This window comes from Streptomyces sp. SP17BM10 (assembly GCF_036322405.1).
Classification (GTDB): Bacteria; Actinomycetota; Actinomycetes; order Streptomycetales; family Streptomycetaceae; genus Kitasatospora.
On the sequence record NZ_JAQYXB010000011.1, the window covers coordinates 1 to 329 of the forward strand.

At 32.2% G+C, this 329-nt stretch carries 1 protein-coding gene; it reads right to left on the minus strand.

The window, feature by feature from the left end; translation table 11 throughout:
* Positions 1–83: 83 nt before the first annotated feature.
* The gene (locus PUR71_RS40780; RefSeq protein WP_329924222.1) at positions 84–278 is read right to left on the minus strand and encodes a hypothetical protein; all 195 of its coding nucleotides are present in this window, start codon (positions 276–278) and stop codon (positions 84–86) included.
* Positions 279–329 lie beyond the last annotated feature (51 nt).

The following is a 329-nucleotide window of genomic DNA, read 5'->3' on the forward strand; positions in this document are numbered from 1 at the left end:
CGCCATCCACACAAAAAAAAACCCCCCCAACACAAAAACAAAGTGTACCAACAAAAAACAAAAAAAACAACACCCACCAACCCCTACCCCAACCAATCAAACAAACCCCCAAAACAACAAAAAAAAAAAAAAAAAAAAAAAAAAAAAAACCAACAAAAACAAAAAAAAAACACCACCCCCCCCCCCCCCACAAAAAACAAAAAAAAAAAAAACAACCAATAAAAAACAACCCCCCAACCGCAAAAAAAAAAAAAAAAAACAAAAAAAAAAAAACACACCCACAAAAAAGACCCCACGCTAAACAACTAAAAACAATATAAAAAAAATTC